At 64.5% G+C, this 22,851-nt stretch carries 17 protein-coding genes and 1 pseudogene; 6 read left to right on the top strand and 12 right to left on the bottom strand.

The window, feature by feature from the left end; translation table 11 throughout:
* Positions 1–3 precede the first annotated feature (3 nt).
* The 3 genes from nirB to DPM33_RS06335 are packed head-to-tail and all read left to right on the top strand — an operon-like array spanning position 4 to position 5,462.
* Entirely contained in the window at positions 4–2,454 is a 2,451-nt protein-coding gene (nirB, locus tag DPM33_RS06345; protein WP_112096539.1) for a nitrite reductase large subunit NirB, read from the top strand.
* A gap of 5 nt (positions 2,455–2,459) precedes the next feature.
* Complete coding sequence (gene nirD, locus DPM33_RS06340; RefSeq protein WP_112096743.1) at positions 2,460–2,789, top strand: nitrite reductase small subunit NirD; 330 nt, start codon at positions 2,460–2,462, stop codon at positions 2,787–2,789.
* Positions 2,790–2,792: 3 nt separating this feature from the next.
* Positions 2,793–5,462 carry a nitrate reductase gene (locus tag DPM33_RS06335; protein WP_112096538.1) on the top strand — a complete coding sequence of 890 codons (2,670 nt, stop codon included), beginning with the start codon at positions 2,793–2,795 and terminating at the stop codon, positions 5,460–5,462.
* Between the two features lie 22 nt (positions 5,463–5,484).
* On the opposite strand, the gene DPM33_RS06330 is transcribed toward DPM33_RS06335, so the two are convergent.
* From DPM33_RS06330 to DPM33_RS06295, 8 genes are all read right to left on the bottom strand, one after another.
* Positions 5,485–6,471 (bottom strand): ABC transporter permease, encoded by a 987-nt coding sequence (locus DPM33_RS06330; protein ID WP_112096537.1) that lies wholly within the window; start codon positions 6,469–6,471, stop codon positions 5,485–5,487.
* Positions 6,468–7,454 carry an ABC transporter permease gene (locus DPM33_RS06325; protein WP_112096536.1) on the bottom strand — a complete coding sequence of 329 codons (987 nt, stop codon included), beginning with the start codon at positions 7,452–7,454 and terminating at the stop codon, positions 6,468–6,470. The genes DPM33_RS06330 and DPM33_RS06325 overlap by 4 nt, the downstream gene beginning before the upstream one ends.
* A complete protein-coding gene (locus tag DPM33_RS06320; protein WP_112096742.1) occupies positions 7,451–8,995 on the bottom strand; it encodes a sugar ABC transporter ATP-binding protein in 1,545 nt (514 codons plus the stop codon). The genes DPM33_RS06325 and DPM33_RS06320 overlap by 4 nt, the downstream gene beginning before the upstream one ends.
* Before the next feature lie 93 nt (positions 8,996–9,088).
* Positions 9,089–10,123: an ABC transporter substrate-binding protein gene (locus DPM33_RS06315; protein WP_112096535.1), complete on the bottom strand. Its 1,035-nt coding sequence runs from the start codon at positions 10,121–10,123 to the stop codon at positions 9,089–9,091.
* A gap of 69 nt (positions 10,124–10,192) precedes the next feature.
* Positions 10,193–11,104, bottom strand: coding sequence for a sugar phosphate isomerase/epimerase family protein (locus DPM33_RS06310; RefSeq protein WP_112096534.1), 912 nt, complete (start codon positions 11,102–11,104; stop codon positions 10,193–10,195).
* Between the two features lie 18 nt (positions 11,105–11,122).
* Positions 11,123–12,649, bottom strand: coding sequence for a mannitol dehydrogenase family protein (locus DPM33_RS06305; protein ID WP_425373473.1), 1,527 nt, complete (start codon positions 12,647–12,649; stop codon positions 11,123–11,125).
* The gene (locus tag DPM33_RS06300) at positions 12,646–13,428 is read right to left on the bottom strand and encodes an SDR family oxidoreductase (protein ID WP_112096532.1); all 783 of its coding nucleotides are present in this window, start codon (positions 13,426–13,428) and stop codon (positions 12,646–12,648) included. The genes DPM33_RS06305 and DPM33_RS06300 overlap by 4 nt, the downstream gene beginning before the upstream one ends.
* 71 nt (positions 13,429–13,499) lie before the next feature.
* Positions 13,500–14,399 carry a MurR/RpiR family transcriptional regulator gene (locus tag DPM33_RS06295; RefSeq protein WP_112096531.1) on the bottom strand — a complete coding sequence of 300 codons (900 nt, stop codon included), beginning with the start codon at positions 14,397–14,399 and terminating at the stop codon, positions 13,500–13,502.
* Between the two features lie 191 nt (positions 14,400–14,590).
* Between DPM33_RS06295 and DPM33_RS06290 the strand changes: the two genes are divergently transcribed.
* Complete coding sequence (locus tag DPM33_RS06290) at positions 14,591–15,775, top strand: Gfo/Idh/MocA family protein (RefSeq protein ID WP_112096530.1); 1,185 nt, start codon at positions 14,591–14,593, stop codon at positions 15,773–15,775.
* Between the two features lie 46 nt (positions 15,776–15,821).
* Here the strand turns inward: DPM33_RS06290 and DPM33_RS06285 are convergent, their stop codons facing one another.
* The 3 genes from DPM33_RS06285 to DPM33_RS06275 all read right to left on the bottom strand — a co-directional run bounded on the left by DPM33_RS06285 (position 15,822) and on the right by DPM33_RS06275 (position 19,849).
* Positions 15,822–18,458 carry a bifunctional diguanylate cyclase/phosphodiesterase gene (locus DPM33_RS06285; protein ID WP_208648373.1) on the bottom strand — a complete coding sequence of 879 codons (2,637 nt, stop codon included), beginning with the start codon at positions 18,456–18,458 and terminating at the stop codon, positions 15,822–15,824.
* A gap of 176 nt (positions 18,459–18,634) precedes the next feature.
* On the bottom strand, positions 18,635–19,495 hold the full coding sequence (locus DPM33_RS06280) for a class I SAM-dependent methyltransferase (RefSeq protein WP_112096529.1): 861 nt from the start codon (positions 19,493–19,495) through the stop codon (positions 18,635–18,637).
* 147 nt (positions 19,496–19,642) lie between these two features.
* Entirely contained in the window at positions 19,643–19,849 is a 207-nt protein-coding gene (locus tag DPM33_RS06275) for a hypothetical protein (protein WP_112096528.1), read from the bottom strand.
* A gap of 301 nt (positions 19,850–20,150) precedes the next feature.
* Between DPM33_RS06275 and DPM33_RS06270 the strand changes: the two genes are divergently transcribed.
* Positions 20,151–20,585, top strand: coding sequence for a hypothetical protein (locus tag DPM33_RS06270; RefSeq protein ID WP_112096527.1), 435 nt, complete (start codon positions 20,151–20,153; stop codon positions 20,583–20,585).
* Positions 20,586–21,136: 551 nt separating this feature from the next.
* Here DPM33_RS06270 and DPM33_RS06260 read toward each other — a convergent pair.
* Positions 21,137–21,355: pseudogene (locus DPM33_RS06260) on the bottom strand (alpha-ketoglutarate-dependent dioxygenase AlkB); the annotation flags it as partial.
* Positions 21,356–21,534: 179 nt separating this feature from the next.
* On the opposite strand from DPM33_RS06260, the gene DPM33_RS06255 reads away from it, so the two are divergent.
* Complete coding sequence (locus DPM33_RS06255; RefSeq protein ID WP_245442020.1) at positions 21,535–22,842, top strand: RsmB/NOP family class I SAM-dependent RNA methyltransferase; 1,308 nt, start codon at positions 21,535–21,537, stop codon at positions 22,840–22,842.
* Positions 22,843–22,851 lie beyond the last annotated feature (9 nt).

Genomic DNA, 22,851 nt, shown 5'->3' with positions numbered 1-22,851 from the left:
GACATGACCGAAAAACTCGTCATCATCGGCAATGGCATGGCGCCGGGCAGGATGCTCGAGCACCTGCTGGAGGCAGCGCCCGACCGCTATGCCGTGACCATCTTCAACGCCGAGCCGCGCGTGAACTACGACCGCATCATGCTGTCGCCGGTGCTGTCGGGCGAGAAGGCGTTCGAGGAAATCGTCATCCACGGCGACGGCTGGTACATCAAGCACGGCATCACCCTCTACAAGGGCCACCGGATCGTCGCCATCGACAGGGAGGCCAAGACCGTCACCTCGGACCACGGCGTGACCGAGAGCTACGATAGGCTGGTCATCGCCACCGGCTCGGTGCCGTTCATCATTCCGGTGCCCGGCAAGGACCTGCCCGGCGTGCTCACCTATCGCGATCTCGACGACGTCAACGCGATGCTGCTTGCCGCGCAATCGCGCGCCAAGGCGGTCGTCATCGGCGGCGGCCTGCTTGGGCTCGAAGCCGCGGCCGGGCTGAAGGAGCGCGGCATGGACGTCACCGTGCTGCACGTCATGCCGACGCTGATGGAGCGCCAGCTCGACCCGGCCGCCGGCTATCTGCTGCAGAAGGCCGTCGAGGCGCGCGGCATCAAGATCATGACCAAGGCCAACACCAAGGCCATTTTCGGCAATGGCAAGGTCGAGGGCGTCGAACTGATGGACGGCACGATCATCCCGGCGACGCTGGTGGTGATGGCGGTCGGCATCCGTCCGAGCATCGGCCTGGCCAAGGAGGCCGGGCTGGAGGTCAATCGCGGGATCGTCGTCGACGACCGCATGCGGACGTCCGATCCCGCCATCATGGCGCTCGGCGAGTGCGCCGAGGTCGGCGGCCATGTCTATGGACTGGTCGCCCCTCTGTACGAGATGGCGCGCGTCGCGGCGGCCGGTTTGGCGAATAGCGAGGAAAGGCGCTTCGTCCACTCCGACACGCCGACCAAGCTCAAGGTCACCGGCATCGACCTCTATTCGCTGGGCGACTTCGCCGATGGCGAGGACCGTGAGGAGATCATCCTGCGCGACGCATCCGCCGGCATCTACAAGCGTGTCGTGCTGCAGGATAACCGCATCATCGGCACGGTGCTGTTCGGCGAGACGGCCGACGGCGCCTGGTTCAACGACCTCAAGAAGAAGGCGACCGACATATCGGAGATGCGCGACACGCTAATCTTCGGCCAGGCGTTCCAGGGAGGCGTTTCCTCGGACCCTTTGGCGGCCGTTGCGGCACTGGCGGATGATGCGGAAATCTGCGGCTGCAACGGCGTCTGCAAGGGCAAGATCACCGGCGCGATCACAACGAAGGGCCTGACCGGCCTCGACGACGTGCGCGCCCACACCAAGGCTTCGGCCTCGTGCGGCTCGTGCACGGGCCTCGTCGAGCAGTTGCTGAGGCTCACGCTCGGCGAAGCCTACAATCCGGCGGCGGTGCAGCCGATGTGCGGCTGCACCAGCCTCGGCCATGACGACGTGCGCCGCCTGATCAAGGCGAAGGGCTTGAAGACGATCCCCGCCGTCATGCAGGAGCTCGAATGGAAGACCTCCTGCGGCTGCGCCAAGTGCCGGCCGGCGCTCAATTACTACCTCGTCTGCGACTGGCCGGATCAATATGCCGACGACTATCAGTCGCGTTTCATCAACGAGCGCGTGCACGCCAACATCCAGAAGGACGGCACCTATTCGGTGGTGCCGCGCATGTGGGGCGGGGTGACAAGCGCCGGCGAATTGCGTGCCATTGCCGATGTCGTCGACAAGTTCGAAATTCCGATGGTCAAGGTGACCGGCGGCCAGCGCATCGACATGCTGGGCATCCGCAAGGAGGACCTGCCGGCGGTGTGGGCCGATCTCGGCAGGGCGGGCTTCGTCTCGGGCCATGCCTATGCCAAGGGCCTGCGCACGGTGAAGACCTGCGTCGGCACCGACTGGTGTCGCTTCGGCACGCAGGACTCGACGGGCCTCGGCATCCGCATCGAGAAGTTCATGTGGGGGTCCTGGACGCCGGCCAAGGTCAAGATGGCGGTGTCGGGATGCCCGCGCAACTGCGCGGAGGCGACCTGCAAGGATGTTGGCGTGGTCTGCGTCGACAGCGGCTATGAGATCCACTTCGCCGGTGCGGCCGGCCTCGACATCAAGGGCACGGAAGTGCTCGGCTTGGTGAAGACCGAGGACGAGGCGCTGGAGGTGATCGTGGCGCTCGTGCAGATGTATCGTGAGCAGGCCCGCTACCTGGAGCGCATCTACAAATGGGCCAAGCGCATCGGCACCGCCGAGATCAAACGGCAGATCCTGGACGATGCCGACAAGCGCAAGGCCTATTACGAGCGCTTCGTCTTCAGCCAGAAATTCGCCCAGGTCGATCCGTGGTCGGAGCGCGTGTCCGGTAAGGACAAGCATGAGTTCCGGCCAATGGCTTCGGTCGGGTTCGCGGAGGCGGCGGAGTGATCAACATGAATTGGATCGCCATCGGCTCCATCACCGATATTCCGCCGCGCGGTGCGCGCTGCGTTGAAACTCCGCAAGGCAAGATCGCTGTCTTCCGCACGACGGATGACCAGGTCTTTGCCATCGACGACCACTGTCCGCACAAGGGCGGGCCGCTCAGCCAGGGCATCGTCCATGGCGCGGCGGTGACCTGCCCGCTGCACAATTGGGTGATCTCGCTGGAGACCGGCAAGGCGCTCGGCGCCGATGAAGGCCTGGTCAGGACGATCCCGGTCAAGGTCGAGGGAGAACGGCTGTTCATCGCGCTCGAAGCGCTGGCCTCGAAAGCGGCCTGAGGCATGGAAGAAGCGCGCGAGGTGAGGACCACCTGCCCCTATTGCGGGGTGGGCTGTGGCGTGCTGGCCGAGGTCGCCGCGGACGGCACGACGACCGTCCGCGGCGACCCCGAGCATCCGGCCAATTTCGGCCGGCTGTGCTCGAAAGGCGCTGCGCTTGGCGAGACGCTTGGCCTCGAAGGCCGTTTGCTGCGGCCGGAAATTCTCGGCAAGCCGGCGGGTTGGGACGAAGCGCTCGACCTCGTGGCCGAAAAATTCTCGCGGGCGATCGCCGAGCACGGGCCGGACTCGGTCGCTTTCTATGTGTCCGGGCAATTGCTCACCGAAGACTATTACGTCGCCAACAAGCTGATGAAGGGGTTCATCGGCTCGGCCAACATCGACACCAATTCGCGGCTCTGCATGGCGTCGTCTGTCGCCGGCCACCGCCGCGCCTTCGGCGAGGACATCGTTCCCGGCGTCTATGAGGATTTCGAGAGCGCCGATCTCATCGTGCTCACCGGCTCCAACACCGCCTGGTGCCATCCCGTGCTCTACCAGCGCATGCTTGCGGCGCGCAGGGAGCGCGGTACCAAGTTGGTCGTCATCGATCCGCGCCGGACGGCGACTGCCGATGAATGCGACCTGCATCTGCCGCTCGATCCCGGCACGGATGTGCTTTTGTTCAACGGGCTGCTCGCGCGTCTGGTGCAGGCCGGAAAGATCGACGCAGCCTTCATCCGTGACAGCACCTCGGGCTTCGATGCCGCAACCGCGCTCGCCGGCGCCGACGCGCCGTCGGTCGCGCGCGTCGCGAAGGGTTGCGGATTGGCGGCGGCCGACGTCGAGGCCTTCTACGATCTCTTCGCCGAGACCGAGCGGACCGTCACCGTCTACAGCCAGGGCGTCAACCAGTCGGCGCATGGCACCGACAAGGTCAACGCCATCATCAACTGCCATCTGGCCACCGGCCGCATCGGCAAGCCCGGCATGGGGCCGTTCTCGGTGACCGGCCAGCCGAATGCCATGGGCGGCCGCGAAGTGGGCGGCCTGGCCAACCAGCTTGCAGCGCATATGGACTTCGCGGATCCGTCGGCCATCGACCGAGTGGGCCGCTTCTGGAACGCGCCCAACATCGCGCGGCGCGGCGGCCTGAAGGCCGTGGACATGTTCCAGGCGGTGGCCGAGGGCCGCATCAAGGCACTGTGGGTCATGGGCACCAACCCAGCCGTCAGTATGCCGGACGCCTCGCGCGTGCGCGCCGCTCTCTCCAAGTGCGATTTCGTCGTCGTCTCGGATGTGACCCGTACCGACACCACGCGCTATGCCGACGTGCTGTTGCCAGCCGCCGGCTGGGGCGAGAAGGACGGCACGGTCACCAATTCGGAACGGCTCCTCTCGCGCCAGCGGCCGTTCGTGCCGCCGCCGGGCGAAGCGAGAGCCGACTGGCGCATCATCTGCGACGTGGCGATCCGCATGGGTTTCGGCGATGCCTTCGCCTACCAGTCACCGGCAGAGATCTTTCGCGAACACGCCGCGCTTTCGGCCTTCGAGAATGACGGCGAGCGTCTGTTCGACCTTGGTGGACTGACCGGTCTCAGCGACACGGACTACGGCGCCTTCGCGCCACGCCACTGGCCCGCGCTCGACAACCGCGAGCAGCAGACAAGATTGTTCGCCGACGGCCGCTTCCCGACGCCAGACGGCCGCGCGCGCTTCGTGCCGGTGCGGCAGGAGGCAACGGCCTTCACCGTCGATGCCGACTATCCGCTCGCCCTGAACACCGGCCGGCTGCGCGACCAGTGGCACACCATGACGCGCACCGGCAACGTGCCCCGTTTGATGGCAAACGCGCCGGAGCCGGCGGTCGATCTCCATCCGGCGGACGCGGCCGCGCATCATCTCAAGGATGGCGACCTCGCGCATCTTTCGACCCGCTTCGGCTTCGTTCGCGCCAGAGTGCACCTGACAGAGGCGCAAAGGCGCGGCCAGGCCTTCATGCCCATGCATTGGAGCGGCCATTTCGCGGCCAAGGCCGCGGCAGGCCTGGTGTCCTCGCCCATCACCGATCCGCATTCCGGCCAGCCGGAACTCAAGCATGTCCCGGTCAGGATCGAGCGCGAAAACACCGGCTGGGCGGGCGTGCTGATCACGCGGCGCGATCTCAGGCCGACCGGCTTCGTCCATTGGAGCAGGCTGGCGGTCGAGGGCGGCTGGGTCTACGAGCTCACCGGAACCGAGACGCCGGACCAGGGCATTCTCCTGGCGCGCAAGCTGCTCGGTGTCCAACGGCGGGACCAACTGCTCGAATACACCGACCGTCGCGGGCTCGCCTATCGCGCGGCGGCCATCGACGATGGCGGAGCCATGGCCGAGGCCCTGCTGGTCGCCGCCCTGGACCAGTTGCCGGCGCGGGACTGGCTGGTGTCGCTGCTCGCCACGCGCCACCCGCTGTCGATGGCCGATCGCCATGCGCTTCTGTCCGGGCGCTCGCCGGTTCCGATGCCGGCCATTGGCCGTGTCGTGTGCGCGTGCTTCCACATCGGAGCCAACCAGCTCGCGTCGGCGGTCGCGTCGGGATGCGACAGTCTCGAAGCGATCGGCTCGGCATTGCGAGCCGGCACCAATTGCGGCTCATGCCGCTCCGAGATCAGGGCCATCATCGATGCCCGCCAGGTGCAGGCGGCGGAATAGCTGGTTGCGTCACTGCCCGGTTCTACCGATCCTCGACGATCCGCAGATAGGCCGCGGTCACGAACAGCACGATGAAGCCGAACAGGATGCGGCGGCCGCCCTCGGGCATCTGCAGGATTGTGAGCAGCGTCGTCAGCACGGTCAGGATCAGCGCGCCGATGATGGTTCCCGTGTAGCCGCCGCGACCGCCGAAGATCGAGGTGCCGCCGATCACCGCTGCAGCCACGGATGGCAGCACCAGCGGTTCGGCGAGCGAGAGCGATGGCGCCTTGATCAGGCCGATATAGAGCAGGCCGGTGATGCCGGCGAGCAGGCTGGAGAGGACGTACAGTGCAACGATCACTTGCCAGTAGCGGACGCCTGACAGCCGCGCCGCGCGTTCATTGTCGCCGACGGCGTAGAGCAGGCGGCCGAAGCCGGTGCGGTTCAGCATGAAGACGATGAGCACCGCCACCGGCACGAACAGCAGAAGCGCGTTGGGAAAGCCGTAAGTGACGCCGGTGCCGAGCCAGTTCAGAAAATCCGGGATTTTGGCGCCGGAGGCGATGACCGTGCGCTGGTAGACCTGCAGGAAACCGGTGCCGATCAGGCTGGTGCCGAGCGTCATGATCAGCGGGTGCACCCGGAACACGCCGACGCCGATGCCGTTGACGAGGCCGATCAGCACGGCCGGCAGCATGGCGAGCAGGAAAGCCACCGCCGGATCCTGGTTGACGATCTGCGTGGCCATGATGAAGGCGCTCATCGTCGCCACCGTGCCGACGGAAAGGTCGATGCCGCCGGTGAGCATGGTCATCGTCTGGCAGCCGGCGAGGATCGCCAGCGGGATGGCGAATTTCGCCGTGTTGGCGAGCCAGCGTTCGTTGACGATGCCGGGGCGCAGGATCTGCAGGATCACCACGAGAATGACCAGCAGGATGATCAGCGGGATGAGCGGCCGGTCCGCCATGAAGCGCTTGATGCGGCGGCCGAACGAGACCGGCTGGGGCATGGTCGCGATGTCGGTCATGGCGTTGCTCCCACCGGGCGGCCGCGGATGGTGATGAAGGCGCCGAACATCACGACCGCAACCATGATCAGGCCTTCGATGATCGCGGTGACGTTCGGATCGATGGCCAGAAGCGTCAGGTCGGTGCGCACCAGCCTAAGCACGAAGACGGCGATGATCGGTCCGAGCAGGCCGCCCTTGCCGCCGCCGAGCGCGACGCCGCCCAGCACCACCGCCGCGACGCTGGCAAGCAGATAGGGCCCGGGGATCGGCGCGCCGATGCCGGTGCTGATGGTGAGCGACAGGCCGCCCATCGCGGCGAACAGGCCGGACAGCGCATAGGCGATGATCCTGGTGCGCGCCACCGGCACGCCGCTGCGGAAGGCGGCGAGCTCGTTGCTGCCGATGGCGTAGATGGAGAGGCCGAGGCGCGAGCGCCTGAGCGGTATCCAGATGATGCACAGGCAGACGACCAGCAGCACCAGCGCCTTCGGGGCCCAGGCATCTGCCCAATCCGGCAGGCCGGGGATCGGCACGGTGCCGATGACGCTTGCCTTCAGCCACTCGGCGGCGGCGCCGCCCGGAGCACCGAGCACGAGCAGTGCCGCGCCCTGCAGCACGAACAGCGTCGCGAGCGTGACCACGATATCCGGCGCGCGGGTGACGACGATGAGGACGCCGTTCAGCGCGCCGAGCACGAACCCCAAGACGAGCACGAAGGGGACGACGAAGAGCGCATATTCCTCGCTGGCGCCGTTCATCATCGAGGCCGCGGTCACGCTGGTCAGCGCCATCATGGCGGCGACCGAGAGATCGATGCCGCCGGCGATGACGACGACGGTCTGGGCAGCGACGGCGAAGGCGTAAGGCAAAACCGCCCGCGCCAGCGAGCCGAAGTCGCCGCTGCCATAGCCCGGCTGGATCAGCTTGGTGGTCACGAAGAGAAAGATCAGCAGGGCGAACAGGCCGGCGACCCAACCCTGATTGCGGATGAAGCGGCTCATGACGCGGCCTCCGCGTCGGAAGCGGGCCTGACGTCGGCAAGAATGCCGACATCGGCCCTGGCGCCGCGCGGCAGGCCGTAGGCGGCGCGCATCAGCGCCGGCTCGTCGGCCTCTTCGACGGGAAAGGTGTCGACGACGCGGCCGCCGAAGATGACGATGACGCGGTCGCAGACACGTTGCACCTCTTCCATTTCGGATGTGTAGAACAGCACCGACTTGCCCTGGCCGGCGAGCTCGCGCAGCAGCTTGTAGATCTCCTGCTTGGTACCGACGTCGATGCCGCGCGTCGGGTCGAAGCAAAGGATGGTGCGGGCGTTGGCCGCGATCCAGCGGGCAATGGTCACCTTCTGCTGGTTGCCGCCGGAAAGGCGCTGCACTTCGCCCTGCGCGCGGGTGTCGATCTGCAATCTGCCAATGGCGCCGGAAACCACAACCTGTTCGCGCCGCATGCGGATCGGTCCCCATTTGCGCAGCCCGGCGCTGAAGGGAAGGGCAATGTTCTCGCGCACCGAACGCTGCATGGCCAAAGCCTCGGTGCGATCGCCGGGTACATAGGCGATGCCGGCCTGGATGGCATCGCTCGGATGCGAGAACTTCACCGGCGCGCCATCGACGTCGATGGTGCCGCCGGTCGGGCGGATCGAGCCGGCAAGCGTTGCGAAGAGCTCGTCCTGGCCCTGGCCCTCGAGCGCAAAGACGCCGACGACCTCGCCATTGGCGAGATCGAAGGAGACATCGTTGAGCTTGGTGCCGAGCTGCAGGTTGCGGACCGACAGGCGAGGGCGGCTGCCGCCGACAACCGCGACATCATTTGCCGCGCGTGCGGCGACACGTGTCTTCTCGATGCGGGTGCCGAGCATCATCTCGACTATTTTTTCCTCGATGCCTGGCTCGATGTCGACGACGCCGACCGTTGAGCCGTCACGCAGAACGGTGGCGCGGTCGCAAAGCGCGGAGATCTCGACGAAACGGTGCGAGATGAAGATGACGGAGCGGCCCGCGTCGCCCTGTCGGCGAACGACCTCGAGCACCTTCTCGGCGAGGTTGGCCGGCAGTGCGGCGGTCATCTCGTCGAGCAGAAGCACGTCGGGCTCGACGGCTAAAGCGCGCGCCAGGTCGAGCACGCGCAGGATGGCCAAGGGGATGTCGCGCGCGGTATCGCGGATGTCGAGGTTCGGAATACCCAGCTCGCGCACCCAGGCGCGGAACGGCTCGACCGGCGTGCCGGTCAGCCTGAGATTGGACAGGACATCGAGATCGGGGATCAGCGAAGGTTCCTGGTAGACCGGCAGCAGGCCGGCGCGGCGGGCGGCGGCGGGCGAGCGGACATCGAGCAGCTGGCCGCGGATCAGGATGCGGCCGGCATCGGCGTTGATCGCCCCGGTCAGGATCTTCACCAGCGTCGACTTGCCGGCGCCGTTGGCGCCCATCAGCGCGTGCACTTCGCCCGGCAGCACCGAGAGCGAGGCGTTGCGCAGCGCTGCAACCGCGCCGTAGTTTTTCGCGACGCCAGTGGCGTCCAGCAATGGACTTTTCGGCAATTCGTTCGTCGTCAAAACAGGTGTTCTCGGCTCAAGCATCGAGGACGGCAGGTTTGATACCTGCCGTCCTCGCGGTTGAAGTCAATGGTGTGGTTATTCGCCCGGCCCCTTGCAGGCGACGATCTGGTCCTTGGTGTAGGTGGTCCAGTCCGGGATCGAGATCGAGACCGGCCATTCGGGGCTGAGCGACGGATCGGCGGCGGACTTCAGCTTGGCCTTGCCTGCGTCGGTGGCGTTTTCCCAGAGTTCCGGATTGACCAGCACGGTCTGCTGCGCCGGCTTCTTGCCGTCGAGGATCTGCAAAGCGAGCGTCACGCCGGCACCGCCGATCGAGCCGGGGTTGGTGACGGCAGCGCCGACCAGACCCTTGACCGTGTTCAGCTGGCCGACGAAGCCGGCATTGTCGGCGCCGACGACCGGCACCATGGGCGCCTGCTGCTCGACCAGCGCGTCGACGATGACGTTGTCGATGCCGGAGGTCCAGATGCCGTTGATCGGCGTGCCGGTGGCGAGGAAGGAGAGGATCTGCTGCTTGGCCTGGTCCTGCTGCCAGCCGGTGAAGACTTCCTGCGCGACCTTCACGTCGGGAAATTCGGCCAGCGCCTTCTTGAAGCCTTTGTCGCGATCGCTGTCGGCCGAAGCGCCGGCGGCGCCGCGCATGTAGAATACCTCGCCTTTGCCGCCCATCTGCTGGAACAGCCACTTGGCACCGAGATAGGCGTACTGTTCCTGGTTGTTGGAGATGATGTAGGCGGAGGGCTCGGTCACCGCCTGGTCGACGGCGACGACGACAATACCGGCCTTCGTGGCTTCCTCGAGGCCGGCCTTGATGCCGGCGGGATCGGCCGGGTTGACGACGATGGCGTCGACCTTGGCGCTGATCAGGTTGCGGATGTCCTCGAGCTGGCCGGCGGCGTCGGTGTTGCGGTGGGCGATGTTGAGCTTCGCCACCTCGCCGGAAGCGAGCGCCTGCGCCTTCATGGCGCAGATCATCTCCTCGCGCCAGCCATTGCCCTGCACGGTGTTGGAAATGCCGATCGTGTATTTGCCGGCGGCGGCCGAGACGCCCACCGAGGCAAGCAGGGCAGCGCCGGCAAGAAGCGAGGCCACGGTCAGATGTTTGTTCATGTCTGTACTCCTCCACATTGATTTTTCAGTTCAGTTCCAGGGCGCCGACGCGGTCGGCGCCAAGCTTAGTCATTTGATGAAGGGGCGCAGCACGTCGCGGGCAAGCAGGAAGCCGCGCTTGACCTTTTCATCCGTTCCCTCGAAGCGCCGGTCCTCATGCTCGATGATGACCGGCCCGTCATATCCGGCCCGGTAGAGGCCCGAAAAAATCCTGCTCCAATCGATATCCCCAAGTCCCGGCATGCGCGGCACCTGCCAGCCTATGCCGGCCGAAAGAATTCCGCGCTCGTACAAACCATCATGATCAATCATCAGGTCCTTGGCATGCACATGCAGCATGTTTGCGCCGAACTCGCGGATGAAGCGCTCCTTGTCGATCATTTGCCAGACGAGGTGCGAGGGATCGAAGTTCATGCCGACGTCGCCGCCCCAGGCCTCGAGGATGCGGCGCCAGACATAGGGCGAGTAGGCGATGTTGTGCCCGCCCGGCCATTCGTCATAGCTGAAGATCATCGGGCAATTCTCGAAGGCGAGTTTCACGCCATGCTCGCGCGCATGGGCGATGATCGCCGGCCAGACTTTCTGCGCATCTTCCCAATTGGCGTCGACCGTCTTCGAGGCGTCGCCGCCGCAAAAGGTGTTGACCAGCGTCACCCCCATGCGGCTTGCCAGCACGATCACCTTCTTCAGATGGTCGATCACCGCCTGGCGATTCGCCTGATCGGGATGCAGGGGATTGGGGTAAAAGCCGAGGCCGGAGATTGTCAGGCCCTTGCCGGCAAGCTCGGTGGCGATGTCCTTCGCCTGCGCGGCCGGGATGTCCACGTCGATGTGGCTGGTGCCGGCATAGCGGCGACTGGAACCGGAAGTCTTCGGCCAGCAGGCGATTTCCAGCGCCTCGAAACCGGCCGAGCGCGCCCAGTTGGCAACCTCGCCGAGGGCAGTATCCGGAAATGGTGCCGTGAGCAGTCCAAGTTTCATGACGCCTCCCATACATAACTATGCAGATCGAGCCGGCTGCTTCAACCGCGCATCTGTTGGCCCAGAACAGACTTGTCTGACAAAGCCCATCGGATCATTCGAGAGCAGGCCGTCGAGGCCGGCGACGACATGCGCGCGGAATATGGCGTTGGCGGCCAGTTGTGGATCGAAGATGGCGTCGATGGCGAGGATCGCATCGGCGAGTGCCTGGCTGTCCGAACCGATGCGGTCGGCAATCGCCGCAATTTTCTCCGCAAAGGGGTCGGATCCCTGCCAGGCACGGCCGAACCGCGCGGACGCCTTGATCAGATAGGCCATCCAGCCGGCCACAGGCACCGAGAGAAGCCGGATGCTTCCGCCTTTCGCCAGGCGGTCGCGGATCGGGTTCAGCAGGCGCTGCACGATCTTCTGCGAGCCGTCGGTGGCGATCTGGTGGTTGCGGTGGCGGATAGCCGTATTGGCGAGGCGCGACAGGCTCTGCTCGACATAGGCCGCCGGCGAAATGTCGGACACCGGCACCAGCGTCGGCAGCGTTTCCTCGCTCAGCATCCGGCGGACAAAGCCTGCCAGAAACGGGTCGCAAATAGCGTCCGACGTGTGCTCGAAGCCTGCCAGAACGCCGAGATAGCTGAGCGTCGTCTGGGCGCCGTTCAGCACCCTCATCTTGAGATGCTCGAATGGCGTCACGTCGTCGACGAAACTGGCGCCGACGCGATCCCAGCGCGGCACGCGGCCGGCAAAACGGTTCTCGATCACCCATTGGCGGAAACGCTCGCCGACGACGACGGCGCCGTCATGATAGCCGAAACGCTGCTCGACCGTCTCGATGTCGGCCGCGGTCGTCGCCGGCGCGATTCGGTCGACCATGGCCGAGGGGAAGGCGACATTGGCTTCGATCCAGTCGGCCAGTTTCCCGCCGCGCCATTCGGCGAGTTTCCGCACGACATTGCCGAGGATGATGCCGTTGGCCGGGATGTTGTCGCAGGACAGCAGCGTCACCGGCCGGCCATGCGAGGCCATACGCAGTTCCAGCGCCCGTGCCAGAATGCCGGGCACGCCGCGCGGCGTTTCGGGATTGGCGAGATCGTGGACGACGTCGGGATTGTCGAGGTCGAGCGCGCCGCTCGACGGGATGTGGCAATAGCCTTTCTCCGTCACCGTCATGGTGATCGTCTCGATGTCGGGCGAAGCGAGCACGTCCAGCGCCGGCTCGGCACTTTCCTGGCTGTCGACGACGCGCACGATGCTGCCGATGATGCGCGCTTCGACCTCGTCGTTCTGGCGAATGAGCCGTGTGTAGAGGCCGTCCTGCCGGCCGAGCGACCGGCCAAGCAAAGGCGGCCTTATGTTGATGCCGACCAGCCCCCAGCGGTCGAATTGATCTGCCAGGAGGTCGTCTGTGTATTCGGCCTGATGGCAACGATGAAAGGCGCCGACGCCGATATGGGCAATGCCGGGTTTGAGCGCTGCACGATCATAGGCCGGCTTGCGGACCGCGGACTGCAGGCGGCGGAGCAAAGCGGGGCTGAGCTTCTCGGGGCTCACCGGTTGGCTCCGATCACCCATTGCTCCTGGTCGACCAGCGTGCCGGTCATCGGGCCCGCCGCGTCGGAGAGCAGGAAGACGGCGAGGTTGGCTATGTCGGTTACGGAGAACAGCCGGCCAAACGGCTGCGTGGCATTGGCCGCGTCGAGCCAGCCCGGACCCTGGCCGAGCGTCTCGGCCTGCATGACGCGTTCGGCCGGGGTGTCGGTCCAGCCGACATTGATGCCGTTGACGCGGATGCGGTCGAAGCGATGGGCGTTGGCGGCGTTCTTGGTCAACGTTGCCAGCGCGCCCTTGGTGGCGGAATAGACGGCAAGCTCCGGCGAGCCGCAATGCGCGTTGATCGACAGGATGTTGACGATCGCGCCGCCCTGGCCGTGCCTCTTCATGTCGGCGATCGCCGCCTGCATCAGGAAGAAGGGCGCGCGCGCGTTGACCGCAAACAGCGACGACCAATCGTCGAGCGTGGCATCGACGAAGGAGGCGCGATCGGTCAGGCCGGCTGCGTTGACCAGGCCGTCGATGCGGCCGAAGCGTTCGATGCAGGCCCCAGCCAGCCGCGCCGGGGCTTCGGGATCGGCGAGATCGGCGGCAGCGAAGACGGTGGCGGTGCCGATAGTCGAGAGCTCGGCGGCGACCGCATCGCCGCGCTTCCGGTCCCGGCCGGTGATCAGCAGTCCGGCGGCGCCCGAGCGCGCAAGCGCCTCGGCGACCGCCCGGCCGATGCCTTGCGTCGCGCCGGTGACCAGCACGATCCTGCCGTCGAGACGAACCTCCATTCCTCCTCCCGGAACAAAGTTTCTATTTTTTCAAATATGGAACGATAGTTCCCGATAGTCAACCGCGCCGGTCAGCCTGTCCGCTGCGCGACGACGCCGTGGACCAAGGCCATGCCGACGGCAAGCGAGGCGGCAAGCGAGCGGAAACCGCCAAAATCCTGCTCGACCACTTCCAGCCAGGTGTCGGAGAGTTTTACCAGCGGCGAAAAGGTGCTGTCGGTGATGGTGACGATGCGCGCCCTGCGCTCATGCGCGACGGCGACGAGGTCGGGCGTGATCGAATTGTAGGGGCTGAAGGAGACGGCGAGCACCGCGTCGCGCGGCGTGATGCAGCCGACCTGGTCGAGCGCGGTCGAGCCGACATTGTCGACCAGCACGTTGCGCACGCCCTGCTGCGAGAGCGTCAGCGACAGATAGGTGGTGACGGGGAAGGCGCGCTTGCTGCCAATGACATAGATCAGCTCCGCCGCCGCCAGATGGTCGATCATCGTCTCGAAACTGTCGACGTCGAACCCGGTGCCGATGCGGCCGAGCGAGGCTTGGCAGGCACCGACCATGCCGTTGAGAAAATGCAGGTTCGCGTTCGGCTCCGGGGCCTTCTCCTGGCTGCCTTGCGGGTCCGGCCAGGAGCCTTTCATGCGGTCCTTGAACAAGGCCTGGAAATCGGAAAAGCCGGAATAGCCGAAAATCTGCGCGAAGCGCACCAGGGTCGAGGGCTGCACGCCGGCCTGGTCGGCCACCTGCGCGATCGTGCCCAGCGCCACTTCGCTCGGGTGCTGCCAGAGGAAGATCGCGACCTGGCGAAGCCGCTTCGGGAAATGCACGGTGCCCGACGAAAGCACCGCCCGCAATTCCTCGTAGGTTTGTGGTTTGGTGTAGCCAAGTGCCGCCAATGAACGGCTCCGCTTTCTCGCCACCGTCTCCAGGCTGTTCGCAGACGGTTCGTTGGCCGCCCGGCGATGCCCGCTCATACGACGTACCCAAAGGCGACTTGAGACACCCGAACCCTCCCTCCGGATGCGGCCCATCAATTGGGCCACGAGAAACGCTAGCGCGGCACGATTGTTTTACAAAACAAAAAATAGAAATATCATTCGAAAAACGTTGGTGGACTGCCTATGGTCCGCGCCACACCGTTGCTATCGGGAGGATAATCTCAATCATGGTCTATGCAACCGCGGACGGAACCACGCGCCAACGCCTGCGGGTCGGAATGGTCGGCGGCGGCCGCAATGCCTTCATCGGCGCCGTGCACCGGCTGGCCATGCGGCTCGACGACCAGATCGAGCTGGTCGCCGGCGTGCTGTCCTCCGATCCGGACAATGCCGCGGCCTCGGCCGCCGAGATCGGCATCGCGCCCGAGCGCAGCTATGCCGACTACCACGCCATGGCGAAAGCCGAAGCAGCGCGGCCGGACGGCATCGAGGCGGTGGTCATCGTAACGCCCAACCATCTGCACGCGCCGATCGCGACCGCTTTCCTCGAGGCCGGCATAGACGTGATCTGCGACAAGCCGCTGTCGACGACGCTCGGCGAGGCCGAGGCGCTGGTGGCGCTGACCAAAGCCAAGAAGCGCCGCTTCGTCGTCACGCTCAACAACACCGGTTACGCGATGGTCCGCCAGGCGCGCGAAATGGTGGCGGCGGGTGAACTCGGCCGCATCGTCTCCGTGCACGGCGCCTATATCCAGGACTGGCTGACCAAGGCGATCGACGCCGAGGGCCAGAAGCAGGCGGAATGGCGCACCGATCCGGCGCGCGCCGGCCAATCGGCCGTACTTGCCGATATCGGCGTGCATGCCTTCAACCTGGCGAGTTTCATTTCCGGTTTCGAGGCCGAGGCGGTTTCAGCCGACCTGTTCACCGCGGTGCCTGGGCGGCGGCTCGACGACAACGCGCATGTGCTGCTGCGCTGGACGGGCGGGGCGCGCGGCACCATCCTCGCCAGCCAGACCTCGCCCGGCCACTACAACGACCTTTCGGTGCGCATCTATGGCGAGAAGGCCGGGCTCGAATGGTTTGGATCGCGCCCGGAGGAACTGCGCTTCTCGCCCTATGGCGAGGAAACGCGCACGCTGGTGCGCGGTGGCCATGGCTCGACGGCGGAAGCCCGGCGTGTCTCGCGTATGCCGGCGGCGCATCCGGAAGGCTACATCGAAGCCTTCGCCAATTTCTACCGCGACGCGGCGGACATTATTCGCGCGCATCGCTCGGGCGGAACGGTCGATGCGGGGCGCGCGGCACAGGTGCCCGATGTCGTCGATGGCGCGCGCGGCGTGAAGTTCGTGGCCGCGGCGGTGGAGTCGAACGCGGCGAGCGGAGCGTGGACGGCAGCGAGGTTTCGCTGAGGCAAAGCGATGCCTTGCCGGACTGCATGCGATTTCGGATCGGTGATCAGCTTGCGACGCGCAAGCGACGAGATCGAACAAAGCTTCTGAGGGCGTCGGAATCCATCGCATGCCCGAATGCGTAGCCTTGCAGAATGTCGCAGCCAAGCCCTTTGAGCAGACGGGCGTGCTTCATCGTCTCGACGCCTTCGGCAATGATCTCGATGCCTAGCGATTTGCCGATTTCTATGATCGAGGAAACGACTTGCCTTTGCTGGGGTGAGTTCACGATGGGATCCACCAACTGGCGATCTATCTTCAGGCGGCGCGGCTGCAACTTGAGCAAACTGACGATCGACGCATAGCCGGTGCCAAAATCGTCAATTTCGATGTCGATGCCGAGTTGCTTGATCTGCTCGACATTCCATGTGACCAGATCGTCATTGTCATCGAGGAAGATCGACTCGACGAGCTCAAAGGAAAAGGTTCCCGACCTGATGTTCAGGTCCCGCAAACTTTTCAGGAGTTCCTCATCCTGAAGACGCCGAGCCGAAACGTTGACCGACACGCGCGGAATGCCGACCTTGTCGGCGGACCACGCTTCGAAATCCAAAAGCGATTGTTGGAGGATTTTGCGGTCTATCGTTGAGACGACGTTCAGTTCCTCGGCAGTCTTCAGAAACACGTCCGGAGCCAGAATACCTCTGTCCGGATGCCTCCACCGCGCCAGCGCTTCAACGCCGACAATCTCGTGCGTCTTGGCGTCAAATTGAGGCTGGTAGAATGCGACGAATTCGTTTCGCTCGAGGCCGGCGAGAATCTCGTCGGCAATTCTCTTCGTGTTGACGATCTCGCTTTGCAACTCGCCACTGAAGAATTCACGGCGGTTGCGACCCCGCCTCTTTGCCCGGTAGAGGGCGATATCCGCATTCACCAGCAACTGCCTGGCATCGGCACCGCTACCATTGTCGATCGCGATTCCGACGCTGACACCAAAACGGCACTGGTGACCGTGATAGTAAACGGGTCTGCGCATCTGCTCGATGATGCGGTCAGCGAGCACAGCTGCCTGACTGACATCACCGTGCACAGTGCAAAGCACGATGAACTCGTCTCCTCCGACCCGAGCTACGAAATCGCGGTCGCCGACATTGGACTTGAGAACGGATGACGCGTGCACCAGCATTGCGTCGCCCGCCGCATGGCCAAGTGTATCGTTGATGTGCTTGAAGCGGTCCAGATCGACGTGAAGCAGTGCCGCATAGCCGCCGCCCAGTCTTGCCTTGGCCGCGTAATCCTCCAGAACCTGGTCCAGGTAACGCCGATTGGGCAAGTCCGTCAACGAATCGTGCAGGGCGATGTGTTCTATGCGCACCTTGGCAGTTTCGAGTTCCATATTTTTCGTGTCGGCAAGCTGTTTTGCGCGAACCAGATCGGTGTTCAGCAAAACGTCCGCCGTCACGTCCCATTCCGCGCCGACCATTCGAGGCGAATTGTTCGCGGTTTGGTAAAAGATCGCCCTGGATCGGACATGACGAATTTCACCGTCCGGACGGACGACCCGGTATTCCGATGAATATGTGCCGCGGTCGGCCGCGGCTTTGTCGAAATCTGCCAGCGCGCGGGGCAGATCGGCCGGATGAATGGCTCCGGCCCAGTCCGAATATCCGCGCGGGCTGCCATCAGCCTCCCTGCCGTATATCTCGTTAACGCGATCATCCCATGCAAGATAATTGGTTTCGAGGTCGTGCTCCCACACTCCGATGGCCGACGCCTCCAGAGCAAGCTCCAGCCGTCGCGACAGCCGATTCAGTTCCCAGTAATTTCGCTGCCTTTCATTGATCAGACGGCCCGCCACCAGGAATGGAATCAAAATCAGTGCCGCTGCTACCGCCATGATCGCTCGGAGCCGCCCGGCATTGGCGGGCGTGGCGGGCCAGCCGCCCTTGGGAATCGCGGCAATTTGCCAGGAGCCTGATGGAAAAAGAACGTCGGTCATTACAGGATCGCTTTTGACGACCCGTTCGTCACCGAAGAACTGTGCTCCTTTCGCGCCAAGGGCGTCATTGCCGATGAGGGCGATGTCAATCCCGAGATCCTTGTCGAGAAGACCGCTCGCCTGATACAGACGCTGCACGTCGACGACCGCGGAAACAATGCCCCAGAACCGTTCGGTGTTGCCCGCGCTTTTAACGAATACTGGAAATCGCCCGATGAAGGCCTGTCCTCCTTGTGCCAGATCGACAGGACCGGCGAGGATAAGCTTGTGCTCGTCGCGCGCGCGTAGCGCCGCCTCACGTTGCTGGTCGTTCTTGCGGTAGTCGAGGCCGATTGCTTTCTCGTTGCCTGCCATCGGATACATCAAGGAAATAACCAGATCGGGCGCGCCGGCAATATTGCGAAGCTGGGACTCTTCATTGAACAGTCTGCTGGCAAGCTCACCGAAACGTTGCTGCCCCATGTAGGGTTCGGTCGTCACCGCTGCGACCAATCCTCTTGCCAGCTGAAGGTTGCCGTTAATCTTCCCTTCGAGCTTGGCGCGAACGACATTAACCTTGGCCAGGACGTCCGCGCGGTCGACCTGATCCGAAACGATCTTGTTTTGATGGTCGGCGAGCACCGCGCAAACGGCAATAACCACAACGGCGATCGCCACCGGAATCCTCGCCGGTGAAAAGACGCCCCCCTTCACTCGGGCGAACATATTGGCGAAAAAGGCCAATAAAGCGAGATTCCCTATGCTTCTCAGGCTCTCTGGGCGAGCCTCGTCAAGGGAATATTAGTTCGCAATAACTTAATTTTGGCCTTCACGATCTCTGAAATTTTTTGGCGTCCCGCGTTGGTGCGCGGAGCACGCGCCAGAACTTGCCGTGCACGAAACTAGTGGCTGTCGACCTTCTTCTGGACGATCCGATACGTCCCCAAACCACGCTTGGTTGCCCCAATCGAATAGGCCATCGGAATCTTGGGAGCGTTTTCGGGCAAGCCGTACATATCCTTGCCGGCCCTCACCGCGAATGAAAAGTGCTTCCAGGAAACAGTGTCATGCTCGTTGAGAAAATCGAGCGACAGTCCTGCCGCGATCAGCGCGTTCACCACGTCGCTGATCGGATGTATCCATTCGTAGTAGCGAGGATGCTTCAAGGTGCGCTCGTCGCCGGTATAAGTCAGCTTTTCGTTCCAGACGAGCGGCCGCGCTATCGGCGTTCGCCAATCGTCCTTCAACTCGAGCGCGGCAGCCTTGCGATTGCACTGGAACATGAGGGGATGGCCTTCGGCCATGTAGAGCCGGCCGCCGGGCCGCAGAAGATCGGCGACCACCCGCGCCCAACGGAAGACGTCGTCAAGCCAGTTCACCGAGCCCCAAGTGACGTAGACGATGTCAAAGGTTCGGCCGAGCGCTTCGACAGCCTCGTAAAGCGGCGCCTCCACGAAGCGAACGTCGCTCCCTGCCTTGGAGGCGAAATCTCGCGCCGCGGCGACTGCCCTTGGCGAAAAGTCCAGGCCCGTCACGCTGCCCGCGCCGAGATTCCTCAGGCTGATTGTGTCGAGCCCGATATGGCATTGCAGGTGGACGATGTCCTTCCCAAAAATGTCACCGACCTCGCGTGTTTCCAGCTCATAGAGATTGGATCCACCGGTCAAGACATTCTCGATCCGGTAGCTGCCCGTTCTGTCGGTCGCGTGCAGTTCGGCCCGATCGTCCCAATTCAGGAGGTTCGCGTCCAGAAACGGTTCCAAATTGCCCCCCAATCTCAGCCGCCGCAAGGTTAACAGCTGGTTAATAGACATTGCAGTCAGAGGGCGGGCGCGTCAATGCCGGATCTTGGTTGGGACCGCGCCAGGCGACGACACCGCTCAAATTGGTCGACTGGGGTTGAAGGCCGACTATCGGAGGTTATCCCCTTGCCTCAAAGCCGGTGCGGCATCCCTTGCCGAATGCCTGGGCGGCGCGTCGTTCTCGTCGGGATTGGGGATCGGCGCCTCGTCGGGGAGCCGATCCGGATCCGGTTCGCGCATCGGCTTGGGTTCCGGGATGGGCGGCGGCGTGGGAACCGGCGTGGGAACCTGGTCCGGATTGGGGAGAATGGCCATCGCGTTTTCCTTCCGCTCGGTGCCTCGGCAAGCTCTGCTGCGATCCCGACAAGCGGGACGTCCTGCCCATCTGAAATGATGGAGGTGATCACCGCACTCGGACGCTTCGTCGGGAGCGATCGGCGGCACAAGCTGGCGGAACGATCGCGCACCAGGATGGTTCCAACACGATCGCGCCGCGCGCTGGCGGCGGGTAGCGATCAAATCATTCAGCAAGGCTGTTCCGGCTCTTGCCGGTGTTGGCCGGCGCCTTAATTCCCATTGTTGGGCGGGTGGTCATCTGTCGATACAGGAGACGGCCGTGAAGCACCAAACCCTTGAGCAAATCAATGCCGTTGCCGACGTTCATGCCGAAGCACCGGATCTCATCGCCAGCCGGGGCCAGCGCCTTGAGCGCTGGGCGCAGCTCCTCGAACGGAATCCCGACCTCCGCCTGACGGCGCTGGCGGGCACCGAATACGCCTCACCCGACGTACGCGAAAGAATGCGCACCGACGGATCGGCGATCAGCGTCGCTTTCGCCGATACGGTCTTTCGCGCGCACGGCTTGCGGGACGACACTTACGGCGAAGCCAGGCGGTTCTTCGAAATGAGCGACTGGCAACTGCATGAGGTCGTATGCCATTGCCATGTCGGCGCCAACATGCCGGCACGCTGGGCGGCGTCGCGCGTGCGCGCCGCGATCTCTCCGGGCGCAGGGATTCTTGCCTGGCTCAGAGCGGTGTTCATGCATTAGGTGGCCGCGATGTATGTTATCGCGCCGGCATGATGGCGCACTCACCCAAACGGCGGGCCGCGTCATGCCGTCGTCTGGATGATCAGCGTCAGCGTGCCGTCGCCGTCGATGTTGGCGGCAACGACCTGTGACGAGTTGAGGCCGTTGGCGCGCAGGACCGATGTCGCCTCGGGTGAGGCGTCGACGGAGTACTGCAGCTTTGCCAATTCCTTGGCGGTCGTCCTGGTGACTATGGCTTCGGCCTGCGATTTCACTTCCGAAGGCAGGTCCTCGATCGCCACCACGACGATGTTGGTGACGTTCTGGGCGGCGTCGTCCTGGCCGGGCTGGGCCTGGCCGGGGACAGGCTGCTGGGCCGGCGGCGGGGGCTGCGGCCGCGGGTCGGCGAGTTGAGCAGAAGCGGGCTGCGCCAATGCCATCGCCGACAGCGTCAGGGCCATCGTCAATGTGCGCATCATCTTTCCTTTCGATCTCGAAATCTGACGACACAACCCCTGGGGCGGGACGATGGTTCCCGGGCAGTCGCCGATGCGGCAATCCAGGGGACGCGCGTCGACAGGCGGGATGAAATGTTCCCACTCGTTTCTTGCTGGCCCGGCCATGACATAGACGGACCTGGGTTCGATCTCGAGCGTTTCACGATCCCATGCCGCGCCGTTCTTGCGGCGCAGCCGGAAGCTGCACGGCGCCAGCAGGGAGACGCCGGCAACCATTTCGAAATGCGGCTTGTCCCGGTGCCAGCCTATGCCGGCGCCCGGACGATAGTGATGATAGACATCAAGGTGGGGGCTGGATCGGCCAGCGCTCTCGCGATGGGCGGCGTAGTGCCGCTGGCAGTAGGCCGTCACGCGCAATGGTCAGGGGGAGCTCTGTCGCCTATATTGGCGTTTTTCAGCCTGATCGCCGTTCCGTGACCCCCGCCGCCCGTCTGCAAGCCACAATCGACCTGATGCATGAAGTCGACAGCGTCGCGCGCCCCGCGGATGCTGTCGTCTCGGCCTGGTTTCGCGCCCGACGCCATATTGGCGACGGGGACCGTGGTCAGATCCTGGAATTGCTCCATGCGCTTCTGCGGCATCAAGCACGGCTTGGCTGGTGGCTTGTCAGGCATGGGCGCAAGGATACGCCCCGCAGCCGGCTGCTGGCATGGCTTGCGCTGAAGGAAGCCAAGACGCCCGATCAGGTCGACCGCTTGTTCGGCGGCGCGAAATTCGCGCCTGCGATCCTGACGGATCACGAGCGCGCGCTGCTGGTCAAGTTGCAGGGATGCACGATCGACCACCCCGGCATGCCGGAAGAGGTGCGTCTCGAATGCCCGTCCTGGGCGGCCGATCCGCTGCGGCGCCGTTTTGGGGAGGCGTTTGCGAACGAGATGGCAGCTCTTCTGACGCCGGCGCCGCTCGACCTGCGCGTCAATCCGATCAAGTCGACGCGCGATGCCGTGCTTGGCGCGCTGACCGATCTTGGCTTGCGGGCTGAGCCGTCTGCCATGGCTCCCTACGGCATTCGCGTGCATGAACGCCCCTCGCTGGCCAGCCTGCCGATGCTGAAAAGCAGCGAGGTCGAGATCCAGGATGAGGGCTCGCAGCTCGTCGCCGTGCTGGTCGATGCCCGGCCGGGCGACCGCGTGGTCGATTTCTGCGCCGGAGCCGGCGGCAAGACACTGGCCATCGCCGCGCAGATGAACAACAAGGGCCACGTCGTCGCCTGCGACGTCATGGAAGGCCGCTTGAAGCGCGGCGCCGAGCGCTTTCGGCAGGCAGGACTGCACAATATCCAGACCAGGCTTCTGGCCAACGAAACGGATCGCTGGGTCAAGCGCCACAAGGGTGGTTTCGATCGCGTGCTGGTCGACGCGCCATGCAGCGGCACCGGCACCTGGCGACGCAATCCCGATGCACGCTGGCGCGCCCAGGAGGAACAGGGCCTGGACAATCTCGTGTCGTTGCAAGCCCGGATTCTGGCGAGCGCGGCGCGTCTGGTGAAGCCCGGCGGACGGCTGGTATACGCAACTTGCTCCATGCTGTACGAGGAGAATGAGGAACAGGTGGCGGCTTTCCTGGCAGTGCATCCTGCCTTTCGCGCCGTGCCGCTCAACGAGGCCGCGCCGCGGCTGACGAATTCAGCCCATCCCGACTACCTGTCGCTGACGCCGGCGCGCCACGACACCGACGGCTTCTTCGCCGCCGTCATGCAGCGCGAGGCTTCGCCCCCACCAAACGCGCTGGCAAAGGACAACAAAGAGCAGACCGCCTGACTTGCAGGC

It is taken from the genome of Mesorhizobium hawassense, assembly GCF_003289945.1.
Taxonomy (GTDB): domain Bacteria; phylum Pseudomonadota; class Alphaproteobacteria; order Rhizobiales; family Rhizobiaceae; genus Mesorhizobium; species Mesorhizobium hawassense.
The sequence above is the reverse complement of the archived record's forward strand: the minus strand, read 5'-3'. Positions and strand labels throughout refer to the sequence as shown.

What these genes read in the sequence shown, in the direction of transcription:
- nirB (WP_112096539.1), top strand. Translation starts at nt 4, where the DNA reads ATGACCGAAAAACTCGTCATCATCGGCAATGGCATGGCGCCGGGCAGG.
- nirD (WP_112096743.1), top strand. Translation starts at nt 2,460, where the DNA reads ATGAATTGGATCGCCATCGGCTCCATCACCGATATTCCGCCGCGCGGT.
- DPM33_RS06335 (WP_112096538.1), top strand. Translation starts at nt 2,793, where the DNA reads ATGGAAGAAGCGCGCGAGGTGAGGACCACCTGCCCCTATTGCGGGGTG.
- DPM33_RS06330 (WP_112096537.1), bottom strand. Translation starts at nt 6,471, where the DNA reads ATGACCGACATCGCGACCATGCCCCAGCCGGTCTCGTTCGGCCGCCGC.
- DPM33_RS06325 (WP_112096536.1), bottom strand. Translation starts at nt 7,454, where the DNA reads ATGAGCCGCTTCATCCGCAATCAGGGTTGGGTCGCCGGCCTGTTCGCC.
- DPM33_RS06315 (WP_112096535.1), bottom strand. Translation starts at nt 10,123, where the DNA reads ATGAACAAACATCTGACCGTGGCCTCGCTTCTTGCCGGCGCTGCCCTG.
- DPM33_RS06310 (WP_112096534.1), bottom strand. Translation starts at nt 11,104, where the DNA reads ATGAAACTTGGACTGCTCACGGCACCATTTCCGGATACTGCCCTCGGC.
- DPM33_RS06300 (WP_112096532.1), bottom strand. Translation starts at nt 13,428, where the DNA reads ATGGAGGTTCGTCTCGACGGCAGGATCGTGCTGGTCACCGGCGCGACG.
- DPM33_RS06295 (WP_112096531.1), bottom strand. Translation starts at nt 14,399, where the DNA reads ATGAGCGGGCATCGCCGGGCGGCCAACGAACCGTCTGCGAACAGCCTG.
- DPM33_RS06290 (WP_112096530.1), top strand. Translation starts at nt 14,591, where the DNA reads ATGGTCTATGCAACCGCGGACGGAACCACGCGCCAACGCCTGCGGGTC.
- DPM33_RS06285 (WP_208648373.1), bottom strand. Translation starts at nt 18,458, where the DNA reads ATGTTCGCCCGAGTGAAGGGGGGCGTCTTTTCACCGGCGAGGATTCCG.
- DPM33_RS06275 (WP_112096528.1), bottom strand. Translation starts at nt 19,849, where the DNA reads ATGGCCATTCTCCCCAATCCGGACCAGGTTCCCACGCCGGTTCCCACG.
- DPM33_RS06255 (WP_245442020.1), top strand. Translation starts at nt 21,535, where the DNA reads ATGCATGAAGTCGACAGCGTCGCGCGCCCCGCGGATGCTGTCGTCTCG.